This is a genomic window from Tsukamurella serpentis (genome assembly GCF_054780975.1).
Window position 1 is genome coordinate 1 of sequence record NZ_BAAGVH010000009.1, and the last position, 21759, is coordinate 21759.

Consider the following 21759-nt stretch of genomic DNA (forward strand, 5'->3'; position numbering starts at 1 on the left):
GCCGCCTCATCGGTAGCCTGAAGCCGTCACGTCAACTGTCCGGGAAACCGGGTCAAGCTCCCTATGGCGGGCGTGCGGGTGCACCCGGAGCTGGCGTTCATCGTCGCGGTCCCTCTGGCAGATGAGCATCTGCAGATGGAGGGGAGTGTGGAGTGGAAGCTCCGCGAGGACTTGCCGGCCGACTACGACGAGCAGCAGGTCGAGGCTGAGGCGCAGGCTGTCGCGAAGGCTCTCGGTGAGCGGCTCCCGGATGATGTCCGCCGGCGGGCGGCTGCGCTCATGGCAGCCGGTTTCGAAGCGCTCGCCAATCCTCAGGAGGAAGACCAGTGACCAGCCCTATTCTGCCCGGCACCACGCAGTACATCGGTGAGAAGTTGGTCCGGACCCGCTTCTACGCGATGGCTCGGCGGCCCGGTGATCCGCAGACGATTGTCGGGACGTTCACCATCGAGGACTCCGATGGTGTGCTGACCCTGGATGCGTTGCAGGGGCCGCAGGGCGTTCCTGGTGTGCCGTCGCCGATCATTCTGCCGCAGTGGGGCCACGGGTACTCGACGGCCGCGCAGATGAAGGCCGCTGAGCGTCCTGTAGCCGGGGACGCGGGGAAGGCGTGGTACATCGGCGGGTTCTGGCACATCTGGACTGGCAGTGAGTGGATTCAGGAGCAGGGATCCTTGGAGGGCCCTCCCGGTCCGACGCCGGATGTGTCGATGAGCGCCGAGCTCGTCGCGCCACTCACTGGCGGCCCGTACGGCACGATCGTGGTGGAGCGTTCCGGGCCAGACGCCGACCCGCACTACCACCTCAAGATCCCCGGCATCGTCGGCCCGAAGGGCGACAACGCGACCATCAGGGACGCGCTGGACTTCGACGACTCGATCGACCCGCAGGACGGGCAAGGCATCGTCTGGAGCAAGACCAAGAGCAAGTTCGAGCCGGGTGATCTGTCACCGTACGGCTTGCAGATGTGGACGATCCCGCAGGGCGCGTTCAACGGGGACAGCTACAACGCGCCTGAGCAGATCATCGCGCAGCTGTCGATTGAGGCGCAGCCTGTGGCGTGGTGGGCTGACGTGTCCGGGCATGTGAAGTGGCGCCGCGGGCTCCTGTCGAGCGCTGGCATTCAGATCGAGGTGCGCATCGAGGCGGATGACGGCACCCCGTCTGTCCCGGGCAGCGCACCTGTGTTCGGTGTCGGACCTTTCGATCCGTCGACGCTGGATACGACGACGGTGACGAATATCGGTGCGCATTTCTCTACTGAGAGTGAGCCGATGCGTGCGGTGTCGCCGACGTCGGAGGTCGGCCGCATCCCCGCCAATCAGGCGTGCACCGTCTGGGTGATCGCGCGGCGCATCTCCGGTGGCGGGTCGTACACGATCGACGCGAGCTACTCGCAGGTCGTCATCCGCGGGTTCCCGGTGAGCTGACATGCGTCAGGTTGACCTGTATCGGCGTGGTGTGCCGGATCGGAATCCGCTGCGCGGCATCGACTGGGAGAACATCGACGGTGTCGCTCGCGAGGCTGGGCAGCAGGTCCACGAGTTCATCACGCAGCTCCGCGATGGGGTGATCGAGTGGATCAAGAGCACTACCGGCATTGATCTGTCTGGGATCGCCGAGTTCTCGGATTCCATTTTCGAGGCGTTGGCGTCGAGCCTCAATCTGTCCGAGGGCGGCGCGGGTGTGCTGAAGCTCCTGGAGGGTCTGGTCACTCTGGATCCGCGGGGGTTCCTGGATCAGTTGGCGGGTCTGTTCGGTGGCGGTGCTGGTCTTGAGCTTCCGGCGATTTTCACGGGTCTCGGTGAGATGCTGGGTGGTCTGACCCCGGCCGGCCAGTTCGACGCGTCGAAGCTGGTGGGGGAGTTGCCGCAGGAGATGGTCGCCACCCTCCGGGCTGTCCTCAAGGCGCTGTTCGGGAACGTCGAGCTGGGGCAGTTGTGGCGTCCACCAGCAGGGCAAGAGAAGAACTGGCTCGAGCCTTTCGACACCGCGGCGTCGATCAAGACGGATGTAGATCCGGCGTGGTCTTGGGATGCGTCCGTGGGCCGCACAGCCCCAGGTAGCGCGAAATGCACTCTCGACGGCACCGAGCATGTGCAGACCTCGGAGGCGATCGACGCCGCGCCCGGGCAACCTCTCGATGTCGGCGGGAAGCTCCGCTGGACCAACTTCACCGGGACCGGCGGCCCCGCGTTCGTCCTCCGCACCCTCGCCTACAGCGTCGGGGATCAGCTCCTCGGGAGTCAGCAGATCGGGGCGGTCACGCCGCCGTCGGCGGACGCACCTGATTTCGAGGCGGGTATGGCGGGATCGTGGGCGCCGCCCGCAGGCACCGCCTATGTACGGGTGCGCATGGAGTGCACCGCAGCGGCGACGGGCGGCGCCGTCAACTGGGATGACCTGTGGCTACGGAAGCCGGCCGTGTCGATGCCGCAAGACTGGATCACAGGCTTGGTGCCGGGCTTGGCGGATTTGTCCGCTGGGGTGCTGGGTGCGTGGGATCAAGCGCAGCAGACTATCGACCGGTTCATGAACGGACGCGGGCTCGTCGGGTCAGGGTTCTCTCTTTCGCATTTCGAGACGGAGGTGGCGAAGGTCTTCGGGCCGGGGTCGAGTATCCCGAAGGATTTGGTCGCCGGTCTCGATGACGCGCTCGGCGTGCTGCTCCCGAAGGCGGACTGGACGAAGTTCCTGAGCGGCTTCACCGCCGCAGGGAACAACGGCACCGCCCCGTCGACGGGAATCCCCGCTCTCGACGGCCTGATCAACGCGTTCCTGGGGGTCCGGTCGACGGCCACCGGCGCACAAGAGTCCGTGTCCGCGGTCGCGTCCTCGGCCCTCACTACTGTGGTCGTGAACCCCGACGAGACGATCACCCGCACGGTCTACACCCCGGGCAGCTACACCTGGAACCGGCCGGCACCGTCGTCCGGGAAGAAGATCACCAAGTTCGGCATCCACGTTATCGGCGCAGGCCAGGGTGGCGGCAAGGCTGCGAAGGGCAACGGGCAGGGCGCCGCGGACGGCATCGACGGTGGCGCCTTCTACATCGAGGTTCTGCCCGCCGATATGCCGGCTAGCCTGTCGGTCGTCGTCGCGAACGGTGGCGCCGGGGCCACGTCGACCGGCCCCGGCGCCATGCCCAGCGCGACGCGCGTCATGAACGGCGCGATCGTGTTCGCCGAGGCCACGATGGGCGCCGCGTTCGCGAAGCTCGTCGGCGCCATTCCCGTCCGACTGGAGACCAAGCCCGGCCGCGGCGGCCGCGGAGGTGACGCGCTGCTCAAGGACATCACCACCGACAGCAACGGCGCGGTCACCGGCAAGTCGTACAGCCGCGGCGACGGCGAGGGCGGCGAGTCCTGCGCGGGCGGCGTCGGCGGTGCAGGTGGCCGGTCCTCGGGCGGCTGGCTCGGCGGCTCCACCACGAACGCCGCCGCAGGTCCCGCCGCCCGCACGGACCCCGTGTACCGGTTCGGAGCCCCAGGCGGTGGCGGCGGATACGCCGGACCGAACTCCACGACGCTGTCCGGCGACGGCGCGCCGGGCGGCAATCCCGGCGGTGGTGGTGGCGGCGGGGGAGGGTCGCCGTACACCGGCCTCGGCGGTGGCACCGGCAACGGTGCTGCGGGCGGCCCGGGCGAGATCACCTTCTACGTCTTCGAGGAACCGGTGTGAGCGACGTCGCGCCCGGCGACGACGCCGCGTACCACTACGTCGGCACCTTCGATCCGCTGCCCGCTTCGCACTCGGACATGTACGCCGTGCACGAGAACGGCGATGACCTGTGCGTCTACCGCGACGGCCACTGGTGGCGCAGCCCCGCCGCGCTGGTCCGTGAGGCGATGCCCTGGTTGGTGCCCTGATGCCCTGGACCCCACACCCCGAGACGCGCGTGCGGCCGGCTCGACTCGGCTGGTCCCCCGAGGGGCCACCTCGCGAGACCGGCGGCGGCGTCCCCGGGTGGGATGGCGTCGCGCAGCTCATCGGCACCGGCACCAGCATCGGAGATGGTGCAGCCCGGGTAGCCATGAGCTCCCTCGGTACCGCGACCAGTATCGGCGACAGCGCCGCGACCGTCCTCGCGCATCTGATCGGCACCGGCACGCCGCTCAGCGACAGCGCCGCGACCGTCCTCGCGCATCTGATCGGCACCGGTACGAGCCTCGGCGACAGCGCAGGCCGCGCAGCGTTCCCACTCACGGGCGTCGGCACCAGCCTCAGCGACGCCGCGGCCACCGTCCTCGCTCACCTGCAGGGCACCGGGATCAGCATCAGCGACAGCGCCGCCGCGGTCCTCGCGCACCTCGCCGGCGGCGGTACCGCGACCGGCGATGGCGCCGCGGCGTCCGCGTTCTCTGCGCACGCGCCCGCGCGCACCGACATCACCGCCACCGGCGCGTACACCTACAACATCCCCGGCTGGTCCCGGTTCATCGACCAGGTGATCATCGGCGGCGCCGCATCCGGCCAGACCGGCAACGGTGCGGGCGGTGCAGCAGGAAAGGGGGGCAACGCCGCGATCTACGTGGTGCGCACCCTCGAGCGCGGCGTCGACATCCCGTGGTCGCAATCGACGATCACTGGCACCGTAGGCGCGGGTGGTGCGCAGGCCGCGAACTCCGACAGTGCTGCCCCGAACGCCGGCGGTGACACCACCGCGGACTGGGGGAGCGGCAGCATCACTTCACCTGGCGGCTCGGGGACCGTCGCGTCGGGGCAGAACGGCGCCAGCTCAACCGCGACCTCGGTGGCCGGCCAGAACTATCCGTCTGGCGCTGGTGGCACCGGTAACGCGGGCGCGGGCAATGCCCCCGGTGGCGGCGGGGCGGGCGGCAACGGCGGATTCTTCGGGTCCCGCACCCGCGGCGGCCCGGGTGGCAACGGCCGCGCATCCTTCTACGCACGTCAATCCTGAACGGAGACAACACCATGCCAGCAACAGACACCGTCAACAAGCAGGTTTGCGACTACAAGGCGAGCCTCGGCAACGTCATCAAGGTCCACGAGCAGGACCGCGCCACCGTGCACGCCGCATCAGGTGCGGGCACCGCGGCACCGATCGCTACGACACCCGCGAGCGCCGCGACCACGTGGGGCGCGTCCGCGATGGGGTCCGGCGCTGACGCCGGGTACGCGGTCGCGGCCGGCTCGAAGTGCGGGTACAGCCTGCCGCCGAATAAGACCGCGCGCAGCTACAGCGTGTGGAACCCCGCGGGCACCACGTACCTGTGGTCCGCAGACCTCGACTCGTCACTCACCAGCAACGCGGAGGCGGTGCCGATCGACGTCACCCCACGCACCCGCCACAAGGAACAGTAGTCGTCCTTTTTGAGCCCCTGCGCCAGCTTACGGCGCAGGGGCTCAGCCGTACCCGAACGGAGAAACCCATGACCAACCGAGACATCGTGTACATCCGCGGCGCCAACGAACCGCCCCCAGCCCCGAACGGGTACCCGGCCGGGATGCTCTCCGGTGTGGCCCGCGAGCTGGATCGCCTCGCCCCCGGCCAATTCCGGCATCACTCCACCACCCACGCCTCCCAGTACGCGAATCCGCAGTCGAACGGTGATTCGATCGCGCAGGCGAAAACCCACGCCAACCGCCTCCTGGACACCCTTGGCGGCGGCCGGGTGGTCGGGTACAGCCAGGGCGCATGGGCGGCGGGGGATGTGACCGACGCCCGCGATGACGTGCCCTGCGGCTACCTGCTGTCCGATCCGCTGCGACCCGCGGGCGCCAACCGCACCGGGGCACCCGGGCAGCGCCGCTACCAGCCGCAGGAGCAGTTCACAGGGTTCGGGATCGCCGGGCAGCGGCGGATCGGCGTGGCCCGCTGGTACAGCCTCCCCGACGACATCATCACCGACGCCTACCCCGACAACCTCGTGCGGACCTTCGCCGACGCCACAGAGTTCGTCGGGTTCGCGGGCCTCGACGACGCGGAACAGCTGATGAACGATCTGCTCGGCAAGATCAAGCGCCGGGCGTGGCAGAACCTGCCGTGGCTGCTGCGCCTGATCAACAACCCGGCGACCGTGGTGGGGCTGCCGGACGTGGTGAAGCGGACCGTCGACCAAGGCTTGGGCTATCCGGCCCGGCACTGCGCGTACGGGACCGAGAAGACCCCCTCCGGCCGAACCTACATTCAGGAGCTCGCCCGGGACATCGCCATCGACGCGGGGGTGCTGCGGCCATGACCACCCGATTTCACCCGCTCGACCGCGGGTACCAGATCACCAGCCCCTTCGGCCCTCGGGACGGCGGATTCCACACCGGCATCGACTTCGGCTGGCCCGGCGGGTCCGCGGGCCGGCCCATCTACGCGGTGCAGTCCGGCACCGTCATCTACGCGGGCGCGGCGTCCGGCTACGGCGGCCCCGACCCCGCGGGGTGGCTCGTCATCGACTCCGACGACTCCCAGGGCGGCGGAGTATTCGAGTATGGGCATCTGATCCGCGAGGTCGGCGTCGGTGACCAGGTGCGGGCGGGGCAGCGGATCGCACGCGTCAACCCGAACAGCAACACGAACGGTGGTGTGGCTCCGCACTGCCACATCTCCTACATGCCGTACGCCTACAACCCGGGCGCGAAGAAGGACTGGCGCGGCCTGCTCGACGGCGCTCTCTACCCCGGCGACACTCCACCCGCACCGGTGGGGATCGACGCTGCTGCTCTCGCGCAGGCGATGGGCTGCCCACTGGCCCGGGCCGAGCAGATGCTCCCCGGCTACATCGGCGCCATGCAGGCCGCCGAGATCACCACTGCGAACCGGGCGGCGATGTTCGCCGCGCAGCTCGGCCACGAATCGGCCGGCCTGGTCTACATGGCGGAGATCGCGGACGGCTCCCAGTACGAGTGGCGCGCCGACCTCGGCAACACACAGCCGGGCGACGGCCGACGGTACAAGGGCTCCGGACCGATCCAGCTCACCGGCCGCGCGAATTTCCGCCGATTCTCCCAGTGGTGCCACAGCCAGGGAATGGTGCCGTCCCCCACCTACTTCGAGGACAACCCCCAGCTGGTTAGGGACGAACCGCGGTGGGGATTCCTCGCCGCGTCCTGGTACTGGGTCGTCGCCCGCCCCGGCATCAACGCCATGTGCGACGCCAGTGACCTCGAAGGCGTCACCCGCGCCATCAACGGCGGCCTGAACGGCCTCGATGACAGACGAGCGCGGTGGAACCGCTGCCGCGCACTCGGAGACCGGCTGCTGCCGGGAAAGGACATCCTCGACATGAACGCTGACCAGCTCAAAACCCTCATCTACGAGTGCCTCGCCACCTACGTCGGCCCCATCGGGTCGGACGTGAAGGACACCCGCGAGCAGATCACTGGTGGCCGTGACGCCGGCCAGTACCCCGGGTGGGATCAGCTCGGCGGTCGCACTGTCGTCGACGCGGTCGCCGTGATCGGGGAGAAGCTCGGCATCGCCGGATTCAAGGCCCCGAAATGAGCGCCCACGCCACTGTGTACACGCAGCCCGGCTGCCAGCCCTGCCGGGGCATGAAGAAGGCCCTCGACCGGTACGGCATCCCCTACCAGGAGCGGGACGTCCAGCAGGACCCGGCCGCCCTCGCACAGGTGGTGGAGTTCTACGAGCACCTCACCGACGGCCGCCGCCCACAGACCCCGGTGGTCGTCATCGACAACGCCGACGGCCACGGCTCCCGGGAGATCCTCCTCGGCCTCGCTCTCGATGACCTGAAAGCCCTGGTCCGTGATGGTCGTGTCTGCACTCGGGACGTGGCGTGACCGGGCCGCAGCGGGCCGAGCTGCTTCACCTCGTCGCCGGCTCGTGGTTCACGCACACCTGGCACACCTGCCTGTACACGACCGCCGCCACCTTGTCGGCGGTGCTCACTTTCAAGCTCGCCATCCGATACGGAGGAATCTGATGTTCACGAAGAAGTTCTGGCGTGACGCCACCGAGCGCGCCATCAAGACCGCCGCACAGTCCGCGATCGGTGTGTTCGCCGCCGACGTGACCGTGCTCAGTCTCAATTGGCCGGCCGCGGGCGCGGTGGTCGGCACCGCCACACTGCTGAGCTACCTCACGTCGATCGTGTCTAGCGGTGTCGGCGATCGAGAGTCGGCATCCGCGCTGCCGGACACCTACGGCCGGCACGCGGCGTAATGCCCGGGACCATCAGCAGCCTCGTCAGGCTGCGCGTCGTCCTCGTCTACCCCGAGATCGCCGTCCTCCAAGCCGCGCTTTTCCTCGCGATGATCTACCGCGGCCTCGACTACCTCACCCCACCGTACGAAGGCCCCGCCCTCCTATCCGCCGTCGAACAAGTCCTACCCCTCCACACCTGGGGTGTCCTGTTCCTCGCCAGTGGGCTGTCCGGGCTCGCCGGGCTGGCGTGGACCCGGTACCCGATCACCGCCCTCTCACACGCTGTCGGTGTCGGCCTGTACGGGATCTTCTCCGTCGCCGCACTCCTGTCCCTGGCGGAGCTGATCCGCACCGTCCCGAGTGTCCTGATCGTCGCGTCCTGCATCACCGCGCTCATCGCCGCTGCGATCACCGTGGTGGTGGCGCACTGGCGTCTGCGCCGGTGGCGGGCAGCGTCCTGGGTGCTCCTCGCCGCCGCCGTCACCGGGACGGTGACCGCGATGGCGTCCGCGTCGGGTGTGTACGGGTGGCGGACCGTCACCGACTGGCTTTTCATCGCCGCTGTCGCGCACTCCATCCTCGGTGACGCGTCACTGGATGCGTGGCGGGACCGGCAGATCGCGAGAGAGAGGACTGTCGATGGGCATCAATCTGCCGGCTGACACCCCGGGGTGGCTGGTCTTGGCTGTCACCATCGGCCTCGGCTTGAAGCTGCTGGGGCAGTTTCTGTCGGAGGCGTCGGAGCCGTGGGCGAAGGTTCTGGGTCCGCTGGGCCGGCGGTGGCGGGCGCGGGGGGAGCAGCGGCGCCGGGAGCGTGCTGACGCGGACACTCATCAGGTGTCGGCGTTGACGGCGGATCGGGATGCTTTCGAGGCGATGGCGGCGCGGCACCAGCGGCGCGCTGAGGCAGCTGAGTCGGAGATGGGCCGGTTCATGGACTGGTACACGCAGGTCGATCAGCCGCATCACCGGGAGGTGGCGGTGCGCGCTGCGGAGAAGGGCTGTGAGATGCCGCCGTGGAAGCCGCTGTCGGAGTGGCACCAGTAGCCTCCCCGCCGACACGTGTGCGGCCCCCGACCGTTCTGGTCGGGGGCCGCTTTTCGTGTTTCAGGAACCAGACGCCCCGCTGGTGCGTCCAATGAGTATGGACCTCTCTGAGCTGCTGCATGAGCACTACCGGGCGACCCTGGGCGTCGGGGTGCGAACCACCGCCGCATTGGACGCGAGGATCGTCGCCAGTCTGTCGTGTGCCACCACGCCGACCGTCACGCAGAAGTGTGCCCAATATGTGCCCAACAGATGTTCCGGTGGGGGTCGAAATGTAGTCTGACCTGCGTATATGATGGGTGCGCCCGGGGAGACTTGAACTCCCACACCCGGAGGTACTGGAACCTAAATCCAGCGCGTCTGCCAATTCCGCCACGGGCGCATGCGACCGCGCGAACCGGCGATGCAGCGACGGTCACGATACCGGTTTTCGGACAATCGTGAGCGGACGGGTACCGTCGAAGGCGTGAAACGTCGTCGTCACCGTCCCGCTCTCATCGCCTTCGTGGTGATCGCGGCGGTGTCCTGCCTGGTGCTCGGATGGTGGCAGTGGGGACGCTTCGAATCCAGCGCAGGCTCGGCCCGCAACCTCGGCTACGCCCTGCAGTGGCCGCTGTTCGCGTTCGCCTTCCTCTGGGGTTACAAGCGTTTCGTCCAACTCGAGGACGAGGCCGACCTCCAGGAACGGCTCGCCGAGGCCGGTGACGGCGCCTCGGTCGATACCGCCACGGCCGGACCCACGGCGGGGACGCTCACCGCGATCCCCGAGGGATTCCTGCCCAGCCGGCCGAGCGCACCGGCGCAACCGGAGTTCGCGCCGGACGATCCGGCGCACGACGAGTACAACCGCCTCCTCGCCGACCTCGCGGCGAGCGAGCACACCGAGGAGAAGAAGTGACCAAGGCCCCGTCGTTGACTGCGGAGCAGCTCGCCGAGAAGCGTCGCAACCAGGTGAAGGCGGCCCTGGGCCGGTACCGGATCATGGCCAACTTCACCGGCTACTTCCTCCTGATCCTGTGTGCGGAGATGATCTACAAGTACCTACTGGCACCGGCCTTCGACTGGCCCATGCCGGGCTGGCTCTCGCTGGTCGCGATCATCCACGGCTGGGGGTACTTCGTGTACCTCATCTTCACGCTCGACCTCGGAGTCAAGGTGCGCTGGCCCGCGCCGCGGTTCCTGCTCACCCTGCTCGCCGGGACGATCCCGCTGCTCGGCTTCTACTTCGAGAAGAAGAACTCCGACGAGATCAAGGCCCGGTTCGACCTCTGACCGGTCAGCTGTAGATCGCGTTCACGTCGTCGGCGTACTTGTCCATCACCACCGTGCGCTTGACTTTCAAGGTAGGCGTCAGTTCGCCACCGTCGATGGTGAAGTCATTGGTCAGCACGCTCCACTTCTTCACCTGCTCGGCGTTGGACACCAGGGCATTCGCCGTGGCCACCGCTGATCCGATCTCGGCCAGCAGGGTCTCGTTCCGTGCTGCCTCCGGCACCGTCATCTCCGGTAGCCCGCGGGCGTGCAGCCACCCGGGCAGCGCCTCCGGATCGAGTGTGATCAGCGCGCCGACGAAGGGCTGCTGATCGCCCAGCAGGATCGCCTGCGAGACCAGCGGATGCTGGCGCAGGGCGTCCTCGGTCTGGGCCGGCGCGACGTTCTTACCCGCCGCCGTCACCAGGATCTCCTTCTTGCGCCCGGTGATCGACAGGTACCCCTGCTCGTCGAGGAAGCCGAGGTCACCGGTGTGGAACCAGCCGTCGACGATCGCATCCGCACTCGCCTGCGGCAGGCCCCAGTAGCCACCGAAGACCACCGGCCCGCGCAGCAGGATCTCACCGTCCTCGGCGATCGCGACCTCCTGCCCGGGCAGCGGCCGGCCCACGGTGCCGACCCGCTGATCCGACGGGGAGTTGCAGGTGATCGCAGCACTGGTCTCGGACAGGCCGTAACCCTCGTACACCGGTACGCCCGCGCCGCGGAAGAAGTGCCCGAGCCGGGCGCCCAACGGAGCGCCGCCGGAGACCGCACACGTGCAGCGGCCGCCCAGTGCCACCCGCAGTTTGGAGTACACCAGCTTGTCGAACAGGGCGTGCTTGGCCTTGAGCAGCAGGCCGGCGCCGCCCTCGTCCTGCGCCTTGCTGTACGCGATCGACGTCTCCACGGCGGCGTGGAAGATCTTCCCCTTGCCGGCCTCCTCGGCCTTGGCGCCCATGGTGTTGTAGACCTTCTCGAACACCCGCGGCACGCTGAGGATGTACGAGGGCTTGAGCTCTGCGAACAGCGTCGTCAGGTTCGCCAGATCGGAGGTGTGCGCAACCCGGATGCCGTGCTGGACGGCCGCGACCGAGATCGCACGGGCGAAGATGTGCGCCAGCGGCAGGAACATCACCGTGCTGGCTCCCGGCTCCGTCATCTGACTCAGGCCGTTGTGAATGGCGTCGTACTCGGAGAGCAGGTTGTCGTGCGTGAGAACCACGCCCTTGGGCCGACCGGTGGTACCCGAGGTGTACACCAGGGTGGCCTCGGCATCGGCGGTGACCGATGCGACCCGGTCGGCGTAATCGGCATCGCTGATCGTCGCACCGGCCTCGGTGAGGGCATCGAGGAGGCCCTCGTCGATCACCATCACCTCGACGCCGGACGGCACCCCGGAACCGATCCGCTCAGCGGTCGCCCGGCTATCGGTGATCAATGCGACCGAGGCCGAGTCGGTGAGGATGTGCTCGACCTGCGTGGGGGAGCTCGACTCGTACACCGCCACCGTCGAACCGCCGATCGCCCAGTTCGCGTAATCCAGCACGGCCCACTCGAACCGGGTGGGGCTCATCAGCGCGATCCGGGTGCCCGATCGCACCCCGCGCGCCATCAGTCCCTTGCCCACGGCGGTGATCAAGGTGTTGAACTCACGCCCGGTCACCGCTGTCCAGCCGGAATCGGTGGGGCGCAGGAACAGTTCGGTGCCCGGGGCCTGTTCGGCCAGAACGCGGACCCGGGTGGTCAGGTTGTCCGACGGGGCGTGGGAGCGGGTGGCAGCGGTGGCCTCGATGCGCAAGGGGGAGTCCTGTATTCGTCGGCGATAGGGAGCGCTTTGCAATCTATCGAACAATGTCCGAATCCGCTGGTGTTTCGCGTGACCGGGGAATACGGCATATGCTGGGAAAACAATGTCTGAAGAATCTGGTGCTGAGCGCACCGCCCCCGCCGCAGCCGACACCGCCGAGCGGACGCCCGAAGGCGTGACCGAACCGGTGTCCTTCCTGGACCTGGGTATCGATGAGCGTGTGCTGCGCGCCCTCGCCGAGGTCGGATACGAGAACCCCTCGCCGATCCAGGCCGCCACCATCCCGCCCCTGCTCTCCGGCAGCGACGTCGTCGGACTCGCACAGACCGGCACCGGTAAGACCGCGGCCTTCGCCGTCCCGGTGCTCTCCAAGATCGACGGTGCCAGCCGCAAGCCGCAGGCCCTGGTCCTGGCGCCCACCCGGGAGCTGGCGCTGCAGGTCTCCGAGGCCTTCGGCAAGTACTCCGTGCACATGCCGGACATCACCGTGCTGCCGATCTACGGCGGCCAGAGCTACGGCGTGCAGCTGTCCGGGTTGCGTCGTGGCGCGCAGATCATCGTCGGCACCCCCGGCCGCGTGATCGACCACCTGGAGAAGGGCACGCTCGACCTGTCCGAGCTCGAGTTCCTGGTGCTCGACGAGGCCGACGAGATGCTCACCATGGGCTTCCAGGAGGACGTCGAGCGGATCCTCGCCGACACCCCCGAGTTCAAGCAGGTGGCACTGTTCTCGGCCACCATGCCGCCGGCGATCCGCAAGATCTCCAAGAAGTACCTGCACGATCCGGTCGAGGTGACGGTCAAGGCCAAGACGGCCACCGCGTCGAACATCACGCAGCGGTACCTGCAGGTCGCGCACCAGCGCAAGCTCGACGCGCTCACCCGGCTCCTCGAGGTCGAGGAGTTCGACGGGATGATCATCTTCGTCCGCACCAAGTCGGCCACCGAGGAACTCGCCGAGAAGCTGCGCGCCCGCGGCCACGCCGCCGCCGCGATCAACGGCGATATCGTGCAGGCCCAGCGCGAACGCACCATCGGCCAGCTCAAGGACGGCAAGGTCGACATCCTGGTCGCCACCGACGTCGCCGCCCGCGGCCTGGATGTCGAGCGGATCAGCCACGTCGTCAACTACGACATCCCGCACGACACCGAGTCGTACGTGCACCGCATCGGCCGCACCGGTCGCGCCGGGCGCAAGGGCGACGCCCTGCTGTTCGTCACCCCGCGCGAGCGACACCTGTTGCGTGCCATCGAGAAGGCCACCCGGCAGCCGCTCGCCGAGATCGGGCTGCCCTCGGTGGAGGACGTCAACGCGCACCGCGTGGAGAAGTTCGGCGAATCCATCACCGAGAACCTGTCCAACGACCACGTCCAGTTGTTCCGCAAACTCATCGAGGACTACGTGGCCGCCAACGACGTGCCGCTGGTCGACGTCGCCGCGGCACTGGCACTGCAATCGCGCGACGGTGCCTCGTTCCTGCTCAAGCCCGACCCGCCGGAGCGCGAGCGCAACAACCGCGACCGCCGTGATCGTGATCGTGATCACGGCGATCGTCCGGAGCGGGGCCGGGGCCGCGACCGTGACCGCGACCGGGAGCCGTCGGTGCATCGCAAGACCGGGCGGCCGATGATGCCGTACCGGATCGCCGTCGGGAAGCGGCAGCACGCCACCCCGTCGCAGATCGTCGGAGCCATCGCCAACGAGGGCGGCCTGCGGCGCAGCGACTTCGGGCATATCAGCATCCGCCCGGACCACAGCATCGTCGAGCTGCCGGACGATCTGGGCCGGGACGTCTTCGACGCGCTCGAGCGCACCCGCATCTCCGGGCAGCTGATCAACATCGAGCCGGACCCGGGTGCGCCGACGGGGCGTCCGGGTGGAAAGGCCCGTTTCCGCGCAGGCCGGAAGAAGTAGCGACCTGTCGGATCTGCGCCGACATGTATTAACCTTCAGTCAAGGTGTAGCCCGATCGGGTGGCGCCGGGAGTCGGCGTGCCGACCCGACAGACGTGAGGAGCACATGAGCGACGCCGGTGATCAGGGCGACGGCCCGGGTGGTCGTCGGGATCGCGTCGTCCGGCTACTGCAGTACCTGGACGAGCTGATCCGTTCGCGCACCGTCGTGGCCCGCGACCTCAGCGACCACCTGGCGGTGCTCCCACTGACCGGCGAGGGCGCGCTCACCGAGAGCTGGGACGCCGACGCCCGGCCCGGCGGCACCATCTTCACCGTCCCGCGCGACGATGCGCCCGATTCCGCGCACGCGCGGCTGCTCCGGGTCTTCGACGAGCTCACCGACCATCCCGAATCGGTGGAACTGGTGCTGGCCTCGTGCCTGCTCACCGCCCGCGACGGCGAGGTCGGGGTGCGTGCGCATCTGCTGACCCAGCCGGTCCTGCTCGAACGCGACCGCCGCGGCAAGCGGCTGCGCGTGATCCTGCCCCGTGACTCCACACCCCGCATCGAGGACTCGATGCTGCTCGCCGGGCTCCCCGGCTTCGACCTCAGCGGCTCCTCCGACCTACAGACCGAACTGCGGGAGACGGTGCGCACCGTCGTCGACCCGGCCTGTGCCGAGTTCGCCGAGACCTGGCTGCAGAACACCTCACGAAGTGCGGGAGCACACGTCGATTTCGCACCCGCCCTGGTGCTGCGCACCCGCGGTTCGGCGCCGCTGCTCGGCTTCTACGACGCGATGAAGGCCGACGTGAGCGATCCGGGGAACACCGTCCCCGTCGGATTGGCCCAGCTGGTGGAATCGGTCAGCTCCCAGGAGCGGCTGCGATCGCTGGCGAGCGAGGGAGCGATCAGCCCGCTGGAACTGCTCGACGAGGCGTACTACGTGCTCCCGTCGAACGTCGAGCAGCGGGACATCCTCGCGCACATGGGCGCCGATTCCGGTGTGGTGGTCGAGGGGCCGCCCGGTACCGGTAAGACGCACACCATCGCCAACCTGCTCTCCGCGCTGCTCGCGAAGGGCCAGCGGGTGCTGGTGGTGTCGGAGAAGGCGCAGGCGCTCGCGGTCCTGGAGGACAAGCTCCCGCCGGAGCTGCGCCAGTTGGTGGTCTCGGTCACCGACGTCACCAAGGACGGCTCCGCCTCGCTCGCCGCTTCGGTCACCGAGATCGCCACCCGCAAGTCCACCTACTCCGAGGCGCTCGCGGACGCCGAACTGCGTGATCTGCGGGCCAAGCGCGATCGCGCGATCGAGCACCGCGAGGAACTCCTGCGCAGGGTATGGGCGCTGCGCACCGCCGAGACCGAGGACTCCGACTGGGTGACCTCCGCGTACTCCGGCAAGCCGGCACAGATCGTGGCGCAGGTGCGCCGCGACGCCGAACAGCACTCCTGGCTACCCGGGCCGGTCGACGGCGCTGTCCCGCCGCTGGACACCCGCGAGTTCGAGCGACTGGTCGCACTGCTGCGGCGCAACGACGAACGGTTCTCCCGCCGCCTCACGCACAGCCTGCCCGATCTCTCCGCCGAAGTGCCCGACGCCGACCAAGTGGAGCAGTTGTGCGCGCTGGTCTCCGGATCCCCGCTGGCCCAGGGGAGCGTCGACGGTGCCCTCGCGCACGCCCTCGGTGGGGTCGACGCCAACCGGCTCGGCGTGATCCGGGCCCGGGCCGATGTGATCGCCGAGCTCACCGACCGGGTGCGCCGCTACCCACCGTCGGCGCAGTTGCTGGCCGAGGACATGCTGATCGGAGACCGCGCACACCTCGCCTCGCGGCTGAGCGGGTGCGACGATCGGATCGTCGCCGCCCGCGAGGCCGATAAGGCGCTGGGCGGCGCTGTCGTGCAGCTCAGCGACACCCCGGACGCCAACGACCGGGCCGCCATCGACACCTACGCCCGGCACCTGGGGGCCGGGAACACGCCCCGGCGGCGTTTCCGCAGGCCCGAGCAGAAGGCCTTCGAGGAAACCGGTCTCGGTATCGAGGTCGACGGTGACGAGTCCGTCGACGCCGAGCGGCTGCGGGCCGTCTCCGAGCACCTCAAGGTCGAGGACGTGATCGGTGAGGTCGGAGAGGTGCTCACCGCACTCGGCTTGGAGGCCCCCGCCGCTGACCCCACTGGCCGCACCGCGACCCGTGGGCGGTCCGAGCGACTGAGCCAGGCCGCCGATCAACTGCTCCGGGCGCGCACGGTGGCCCGACTGGTCGATGAGCGCGACCGGCTCGTGGTCGAGATGCAGCGGCTGTCCGAGCAGTGCCCCCGTCCCAAGGACCTCGCCGAGACCGAGCGGGTCGCCCGCCAGGTGGTGGCGATCTCCGCCGCCGCGGGCGCACGTGAGGCGCACAGCCGGCTCAACGCGGTCCGCGTGCGGGTGCAGGAGATCGTCGAACGCGGACCGTCCCCCGAGGGAGACGCACTGGTCGCGGCCTTGCGCCAGTACTCCTACGCCCCGATCCGGGACGCCCGCCGCGCCTGGGACGCCGCCCGCGCCGAGCGCGACGACCGCGGTGCCCTGGACCTGCTGGCGCTGCGGCTGCGGGCCAAGGCTCCGGCTCTGTTCGAGCTGGTGGCCCGGACGGCCGACGATCCGGCCTGGGACGCGCGGGTACCGGATCTGGCGCAGGCGTGGTCCTGGCGGCGCGCGGTCACCTGGGCCGCAGGCCGGGTGCACCCCGCCGACGACGCCCAGCTCGAAGCCGATCTCCAGGCCGCGGAACAGGACGTCGCGCACTACACGACCCTGATCGCGACGGCGAGCGCATGGCGGCAGTGCCTGCGCCGCATGACCTTCGACGAGATCCAGGCTCTGCACGCCTACCGGGACCACGTCGCGTCCATCGGCCGCGGTTCCGGCCGGCACGCCGAACGGTTCCGGGTAGCCGCCCGCGAGGCCATGCGCCAGGCGCAATCGGCGGTCCCCGCGTGGATCATGCCGATCTCGCAGGTGGTCGCCTCGATCTCGCCCGAGCGCAATGCCTTCGACGTGGTGATCGTCGACGAGGCGAGCCAGGCCGACATCACCAGCTCGTTCCTGCTGTGGCTGGCGCCGCGGGTGATCGTGGTGGGCGACGAGAACCAGTGCGCACCGTCGGCGTACACCGGCGTGAGCCTCGACGACGTCTTCGCTCGCCTGGACGCGCAGCTGCCGGACATCCCGCCCTTCCTCCGGGACTCGCTGACCCCGCGGTCGAGCCTGTTCACCTTGCTGCGTACCCGGTTCGGGCACACCGTCCGGTTGCGTGAGCACTTCCGCTGCATGCCGGAGATCATCGACTTCAGCTCTCGTCAATTCTACGGCGACGCACCGCTGATCCCGGTGCGGCACTACGGAGCCGACCGCCCCGTCCCGCTACGGGTCACGCACGTCCCGGCAGGGCGGGTTCAGGGTGAGGGCACCCGGATCAGCAACCCACTGGAGGCGCAGGCGATCGTCGATCAGCTCGCCCGCTGCTTCGCCGACCCGCTGTACGCCGGGCGCACCTTCGGTGTGATCGTGCTGCAGGGGCAGGGCCAGGTGGATGAGCTGTACCGCCGCCTGCGGGAGGTGATCGAGCCCGACGAGTGGGATGCGCGGCGGCTGCGCGTGGGTACGCCCCCGGACTTCCAGGGCGACGAGCGCGACGTGGTGCTGTTGTCGATGGTGGTCTCCCCGGACTACCGGTTCCGCGCTCTCACCGGCCGCGATTTCCAGCGCCGGTTCAACGTCGCGGCCTCCCGCGCCCGCGATCAGCTGTGGCTGTTCAGCTCCGTCGACGAGCAGGACCTCAAGCCGGCGGACCTGCGGGCCTCGCTGCTGCGGTACATGACCCGCGCCGATGTCGAGGTCGCCGAGCCGATGCCGGCGGACGTGCCGGTGGACCGACGGGTCGAACCCTTCGACACCCTCTTCGAACAGCACGTCTTCGTGCGGCTGCGGGACATGGGCTATCACGTCAACCCCAAGGTCACGGTGAACAACCGGGTGATCGACCTGGTTGTCACCGGCGAGCAGGGGCGCCTGGCCGTCGAGTGCGACAGTGCCGACTACGCCTCGACCCCGGAGCAGGCCCGTTCCGACATCGAACGCGAGCGCGAGCTCCGGCGGTGCGGCTGGGAGTTCGTGCGGGTGCGCGAATCGGTCTTCGCCACCGACGCCGATGCGGCCATGTCCGTGGTGCTCAAGGGGTTGGATCGTCGCGGGGTCGCGCCGATGACGCTGCAGCGGGCGCTGACGGTGGGTGAGCGCGCCGACGACGGCTCGGTGGAGTTGTGGGAGCCGGTCGGGCTCGACATCGACACCGAATAGGCCGAACGGGTCGGAGCCCGGTGCACCGGGACGAACCCACGCGTGAACCGGGACCGTTGCGTCAGGCGCGGGAGTACTCCGAGGCGCGACGGATCAGTTCCGGGGCCGGCCGCACCCCCGTGTACAGCACGAACTGTTCCGCCGCCTGGAGCGCGATCACCTGCGCGCCGGTGATCACCGTCGCACCGGCGGCAACACCGGCCCGGACCAGCGGGGTGTCCGGAGGCATCGCCACCACGTCGAAGACGGTGTCCGCCCGGGCCACCAGCGCGGCCTCGAAGGGTGACTGCTCGGCCGCCGGACCGCCCGCCATGCCGATCGGGGTGGCGTTCACCAGCACCCGGGCCGGCGGCGTGGTCTCGGAGTGCGTGAACCCGTAGGCCTCGGCCAGGACCGAGCCGGCCCGTGCGTTCCGGGCGACGACGGTGACCTCGGTGCAGCCGTGATCGCGCAGCGCCGCGACCACCGCCTTGGCCATACCGCCGGAACCGGCGACGGCGACCGGCAGCCCCGGGTCGACCCGGTTCGCGGCGAGCAGAGAGGCGACCGCGGCGTAATCGGTGTTGTGCGCGTGGAGCACTCCGTCGTCGTTGACGATGGTGTTCACCGAGTCGATGGCCAGCGCCGACGGTTCCATCACGTCGATCAACTCGATCACCGCCTCTTTGAAGGGCATCGAGATCGCGCATCCGCGCACCCCGAGCGCCCGGACCCCACCGATGGCGGCGGGCAGGTCGGTGGTGGAGAAGGCCTTGTACACGTAGTTCAGGCCCAGCTCCCGGTAGAGGAAATTGTGGAACCTGGTGCCGATGCTGCTGGGGCGCCCGGACAAGGACATGCACAGTACGGTGTCGCGGTCGGGCATGGCGATGGAGTCGGTCACCCGGACCAGGGTAGCCCGGTGCCCCGGGGAACCGGATGTGGCGCCGGTGCGTCCAATTGATGTGACGGACTTCCGAAACGTCGACGCGACCGACTTCGCCCGCTGGTCCTTCTCCGAGGTGCGGGCGTTCGCACGCGGCCTCTCCTCGTCCGGGATCGCGGCCGATGCCCGGGCCATCGGCAAGGCCGGTGAGCGGCTCTCCGACAGCATCGCCGAGCTCGAGCGTGACGTCGACGCGTTGCGCCCGCGGTGGCAGGGGGAGGCCGGTTCGGAGTCGTTCGACGTGATCGGCAGGTACGCCGCTCGTTCCTACCGGGTGGGGATCTCGGTGGAGAAACTGGTGGCACGGGTGCAGTCGCTCTCGTCCACCGCCTCGACGACCAATCGCAGGTTCGCCGAGTTGCCCGACCCGGTGGGGATGCGGGGGATCCCCTGGTCGAATTGGGCCGAGTTCGACGCCCGCGCGGAGATCGCCGCGGCGCTGCAGACCGGCTACAGCACGCCGGTCGCCGGTGCCGCCTCGACGATGCCGCTGAGCGAGCGCGCGGGCAGTGTCTCGTTCACGCACATCGGGCGCGGGTCCCTACAGGAGATGCGGAGCACCGATCAGCCGGGGCCGCCGCAGACTCCCGGGACCGGTGACGCGGCGGCGGCCTCCGGCGACGTCGCACCATCGGATTCGGTGCTCGCTTCCGCCGGAGGCGGCGATACCGGTGACGCCGCTACCGGCCACTCCGCCGGACGTACCGCGGGCTCCGGCGGACCGGGGACACCTGTGGCGGAACCGCGATCCGGAGATCCACAGGGCGCCGCGGCCCCTTCCGCGGGCGCTGCCCCGGCACCGATCGCTGCGGCGGTACCGTCCCAGGGCGGGCCGGGCGCTCCGTGGTCCGGTGGCAGCGATAGCGCCGGCGATCCGGCGTCGGAGGCCGGGGCCGGCGATCCGGCCGGGCAGTCGTTCGAGCGGGCGCAGCCGGTCGAGCCGGGTGTGCCGGGGTCCCTGCTCGCCCCGGCGGCGTCGGTGCCGTCCTCGCCGCCGGCCCGTGGGACGGGTACTGCCGTGCCGGGGATGCCGGCAACGCGCGGCGGGGACTTCGGGAAGGGACCGTCACCGCTCGGGATGCGCCAGGAGCCGTCGCTCCTGCGCTCGTCCGGGTCGGCTCCGGGGGGCGTTCCCGCGGGCGGCGCCCGCTCTGCTGCCGCTCCGTTCGGGGTCCCGCCCGCCGGGACGGGCGGGCGTGGGCAGGGGCCGGGACCGCACCGGGTCCCGGCCTACCTCATCGATAAGCGCAACGGCGAGGAGGTCATCGGACCGATGCCGTTGGTGGGGCCGGGGGTGATCGGGCAATGGCGCGGCGACGGCTCCGCCGACAGTCGCCCGGATCGGCCCGCCGGCTCGAACGATCCGCAGGTCAGGAGTGGGAGGCCTCCGCGTTGATCGCCGCAACCAGGGCGGGAAGCGCCGTCGCGGCGGTCGCCGGCCAGTGCAGAGCTGCGGCTGCGCTGAGGGCGGTGCGCTCCGGGTTGATCTCGATCACCGGGATACCGGTCTCGACGGCCATCTCCGGCAGCCGGGCCGCCGGGTAGACGATGCCGGACGTCCCGACCACCAGTACCAGGTCGGCCAGGCGCACGGCCGCCTCGGCGCGGCTCCAGGCGTCCATCGGCAGGTTCTCACCGAACCAGACGATTCCCGGGCGCACCAGCGACAGGCAGTGCATGCACGTCGGCGGGGTGGTGCGCAGCTTCGGCTGCACATCGTCGTCGTCGGGGAGGAAGGCGTCCGCGCCGAGGTAGGGGGTGCCGCAGTGCTCACAGCGGGGCGCGAACAGACTGCCGTGCAGGTGTGAGATCACCCGGGAACCGGCACGTTCGTGCAGGTCGTCGACGTTCTGCGTGACGATCGAGACCGCCCTCGCCGCGGCCAGTTCGGCGAGCGCGATGTGCCCGTCGTTGGGCTCGGCGCGGCGGGCGATGTGCGCCCGCCACTGGTACCAGCCCCAGACCAGGGCGTTGTCGCGGGACCAGCCGTCGACCGAGGCGATCTCCTCGGGATCGAAGCGTTCCCACAGGCCCGTCTGCGCCTCGCGGAAGGTGGAGATGCCGGACTCGCGGCTCATGCCCGCGCCGGTGAGCACCACGATCGAGTCCGCGGAGCGGACCAACTCGGCCGCCGGCGCCGGAACCGGGACCGCGGCCGGACGGTCGGAGGGCTGCATTCCGGGCTGCATCAGCACAGCGTACCGAGCCGTGTCGACCCCCACCGTCAGATAACGATTCGATAACAACTGCTACTCGCGGGAAACATCCGTGAGCGCTGTCACGCACCGACGTACCAGCATTGATTCACCGGTGTATCGCCATTCGAATACACCCGTGAATCGATAACTCGTAGCTACTCG

At 69.6% G+C, this 21759-nt stretch carries 21 protein-coding genes and 1 tRNA gene; 18 read left to right on the forward strand and 4 right to left on the reverse strand.

What is annotated here, in order from left to right:
* Positions 1 to 63: 63 nt before the first annotated feature.
* The 13 genes from ACYVHG_RS14975 (at position 64) to ACYVHG_RS15035 (ending at position 9169) form a co-directional block, all read left to right on the forward strand.
* Positions 64 to 330 carry a hypothetical protein gene (locus ACYVHG_RS14975; protein ID WP_461168275.1) on the forward strand — a complete coding sequence of 89 codons (267 nt, stop codon included), beginning with the start codon at positions 64 to 66 and terminating at the stop codon, positions 328 to 330.
* Positions 327 to 1430: a phage tail protein gene (locus tag ACYVHG_RS14980; RefSeq protein WP_461168276.1), complete on the forward strand. Its 1104-nt coding sequence runs from the start codon at positions 327 to 329 to the stop codon at positions 1428 to 1430. Before ACYVHG_RS14975 ends, ACYVHG_RS14980 begins: the two co-directional genes overlap by 4 nt.
* 31 nt (positions 1431 to 1461) lie before the next feature.
* On the forward strand, positions 1462 to 3681 hold the full coding sequence (locus ACYVHG_RS14985) for a hypothetical protein (RefSeq protein WP_461168277.1): 2220 nt from the start codon (positions 1462 to 1464) through the stop codon (positions 3679 to 3681).
* The gene (locus ACYVHG_RS14990; RefSeq protein WP_461168278.1) at positions 3678 to 3869 is read left to right on the forward strand and encodes a hypothetical protein; all 192 of its coding nucleotides are present in this window, start codon (positions 3678 to 3680) and stop codon (positions 3867 to 3869) included. The genes ACYVHG_RS14985 and ACYVHG_RS14990 overlap by 4 nt, the downstream gene beginning before the upstream one ends.
* 164 nt (positions 3870 to 4033) lie before the next feature.
* Positions 4034 to 4921, forward strand: coding sequence for a glycine-rich domain-containing protein (locus tag ACYVHG_RS14995; protein WP_461168279.1), 888 nt, complete (start codon positions 4034 to 4036; stop codon positions 4919 to 4921).
* Between the two features lie 14 nt (positions 4922 to 4935).
* Positions 4936 to 5325, forward strand: coding sequence for a hypothetical protein (locus ACYVHG_RS15000; RefSeq protein WP_461168280.1), 390 nt, complete (start codon positions 4936 to 4938; stop codon positions 5323 to 5325).
* A gap of 68 nt (positions 5326 to 5393) precedes the next feature.
* The gene (locus ACYVHG_RS15005) at positions 5394 to 6203 is read left to right on the forward strand and encodes a hypothetical protein (protein WP_461168281.1); all 810 of its coding nucleotides are present in this window, start codon (positions 5394 to 5396) and stop codon (positions 6201 to 6203) included.
* Positions 6200 to 7459 carry a peptidoglycan DD-metalloendopeptidase family protein gene (locus ACYVHG_RS15010; RefSeq protein WP_461168282.1) on the forward strand — a complete coding sequence of 420 codons (1260 nt, stop codon included), beginning with the start codon at positions 6200 to 6202 and terminating at the stop codon, positions 7457 to 7459. The genes ACYVHG_RS15005 and ACYVHG_RS15010 overlap by 4 nt, the downstream gene beginning before the upstream one ends.
* Positions 7456 to 7758 carry a glutaredoxin family protein gene (locus tag ACYVHG_RS15015; RefSeq protein ID WP_461168283.1) on the forward strand — a complete coding sequence of 101 codons (303 nt, stop codon included), beginning with the start codon at positions 7456 to 7458 and terminating at the stop codon, positions 7756 to 7758. The genes ACYVHG_RS15010 and ACYVHG_RS15015 overlap by 4 nt, the downstream gene beginning before the upstream one ends.
* Entirely contained in the window at positions 7755 to 7901 is a 147-nt protein-coding gene (locus tag ACYVHG_RS15020; RefSeq protein ID WP_461168284.1) for a hypothetical protein, read from the forward strand. The genes ACYVHG_RS15015 and ACYVHG_RS15020 overlap by 4 nt, the downstream gene beginning before the upstream one ends.
* Positions 7901 to 8140, forward strand: coding sequence for a holin (locus ACYVHG_RS15025; RefSeq protein WP_461168285.1), 240 nt, complete (start codon positions 7901 to 7903; stop codon positions 8138 to 8140). The genes ACYVHG_RS15020 and ACYVHG_RS15025 overlap by 1 nt, the downstream gene beginning before the upstream one ends.
* Entirely contained in the window at positions 8140 to 8784 is a 645-nt protein-coding gene (locus ACYVHG_RS15030) for a hypothetical protein (RefSeq protein WP_461168286.1), read from the forward strand. Before ACYVHG_RS15025 ends, ACYVHG_RS15030 begins: the two co-directional genes overlap by 1 nt.
* On the forward strand, positions 8762 to 9169 hold the full coding sequence (locus ACYVHG_RS15035) for a hypothetical protein (protein ID WP_461168287.1): 408 nt from the start codon (positions 8762 to 8764) through the stop codon (positions 9167 to 9169). The genes ACYVHG_RS15030 and ACYVHG_RS15035 overlap by 23 nt, the downstream gene beginning before the upstream one ends.
* Before the next feature lie 300 nt (positions 9170 to 9469).
* On the opposite strand, the gene ACYVHG_RS15040 is transcribed toward ACYVHG_RS15035, so the two are convergent.
* Positions 9470 to 9551 (reverse strand) — tRNA-Leu (locus ACYVHG_RS15040).
* A gap of 84 nt (positions 9552 to 9635) precedes the next feature.
* Here ACYVHG_RS15040 and ACYVHG_RS15045 point away from each other — a divergent pair.
* Positions 9636 to 10067 carry a transcriptional regulator gene (locus ACYVHG_RS15045; RefSeq protein ID WP_461168288.1) on the forward strand — a complete coding sequence of 144 codons (432 nt, stop codon included), beginning with the start codon at positions 9636 to 9638 and terminating at the stop codon, positions 10065 to 10067.
* The gene (locus ACYVHG_RS15050) at positions 10064 to 10441 is read left to right on the forward strand and encodes a DUF3817 domain-containing protein (RefSeq protein WP_461168289.1); all 378 of its coding nucleotides are present in this window, start codon (positions 10064 to 10066) and stop codon (positions 10439 to 10441) included. The genes ACYVHG_RS15045 and ACYVHG_RS15050 overlap by 4 nt, the downstream gene beginning before the upstream one ends.
* Positions 10442 to 10445: 4 nt before the next feature.
* On the opposite strand, the gene ACYVHG_RS15055 is transcribed toward ACYVHG_RS15050, so the two are convergent.
* Positions 10446 to 12221: an AMP-dependent synthetase/ligase gene (locus ACYVHG_RS15055; RefSeq protein WP_461168290.1), complete on the reverse strand. Its 1776-nt coding sequence runs from the start codon at positions 12219 to 12221 to the stop codon at positions 10446 to 10448.
* A 112-nt stretch (positions 12222 to 12333) separates the two neighbouring features.
* On the opposite strand from ACYVHG_RS15055, the gene ACYVHG_RS15060 reads away from it, so the two are divergent.
* Together ACYVHG_RS15060 and ACYVHG_RS15065 are read left to right on the forward strand one after the other, a co-directional pair.
* Positions 12334 to 14145: a DEAD/DEAH box helicase gene (locus ACYVHG_RS15060; protein WP_461168291.1), complete on the forward strand. Its 1812-nt coding sequence runs from the start codon at positions 12334 to 12336 to the stop codon at positions 14143 to 14145.
* A gap of 105 nt (positions 14146 to 14250) precedes the next feature.
* Positions 14251 to 18474: an AAA domain-containing protein gene (locus ACYVHG_RS15065; RefSeq protein ID WP_461168292.1), complete on the forward strand. Its 4224-nt coding sequence runs from the start codon at positions 14251 to 14253 to the stop codon at positions 18472 to 18474.
* A gap of 61 nt (positions 18475 to 18535) precedes the next feature.
* Here the strand turns inward: ACYVHG_RS15065 and ACYVHG_RS15070 are convergent, their stop codons facing one another.
* Entirely contained in the window at positions 18536 to 19339 is an 804-nt protein-coding gene (locus tag ACYVHG_RS15070; protein WP_461168418.1) for a shikimate 5-dehydrogenase, read from the reverse strand.
* A 79-nt stretch (positions 19340 to 19418) separates the two neighbouring features.
* Here ACYVHG_RS15070 and ACYVHG_RS15075 point away from each other — a divergent pair, with 79 nt between their 5' ends.
* Positions 19419 to 20795 carry a WXG100 family type VII secretion target gene (locus tag ACYVHG_RS15075; protein WP_461168293.1) on the forward strand — a complete coding sequence of 459 codons (1377 nt, stop codon included), beginning with the start codon at positions 19419 to 19421 and terminating at the stop codon, positions 20793 to 20795.
* Here the strand turns inward: ACYVHG_RS15075 and ACYVHG_RS15080 are convergent.
* Positions 20770 to 21588, reverse strand: coding sequence for an SIR2 family NAD-dependent protein deacylase (locus ACYVHG_RS15080; protein WP_461168294.1), 819 nt, complete (start codon positions 21586 to 21588; stop codon positions 20770 to 20772). The genes ACYVHG_RS15075 and ACYVHG_RS15080 overlap by 26 nt on opposite strands.
* Positions 21589 to 21759 lie beyond the last annotated feature (171 nt).